This is a genomic window from Methylobacterium nigriterrae (genome assembly GCF_037106235.1).
Classification (GTDB): domain Bacteria; phylum Pseudomonadota; class Alphaproteobacteria; order Rhizobiales; family Beijerinckiaceae; genus Methylobacterium; species Methylobacterium nigriterrae.
Map to the genome: position 1 here is coordinate 1 of NZ_JBAWTG010001058.1, position 252 is coordinate 252.

Below are 252 nucleotides of genomic sequence, written 5' to 3' on the forward strand. Positions count from 1 at the left end.
CGCGGAGGCCGCCAAGCGGGCCTCCGGCGAGTTGCGCTCGCGCCTCGACGACCTGCGCGAGGCCGTGACCAAGGCCGACATGCGGCTCGAGGCCTTCAAGGCCGAGAACGGGCTCATCGCGTCGAGCGGCCGCCTCGTCGGCGAGCAGCAGCTCACCGAGAGCACCGCGCGGGTCGTCGCGGCCCGCACGCGCACGGCCGAGGCCAAGGCGCGGCTGCAGGGCGTCCGGGACGCGCGCGGCCAGGTGATCGG

1 pseudogene is annotated in these 252 nt (G+C 76.6%); it reads left to right on the plus strand.

The annotated features are described in order from the left end of the window. Positions 1 to 252 (plus strand): annotated as a pseudogene (locus WDW90_RS40225) (lipopolysaccharide biosynthesis protein); the annotation flags it as partial.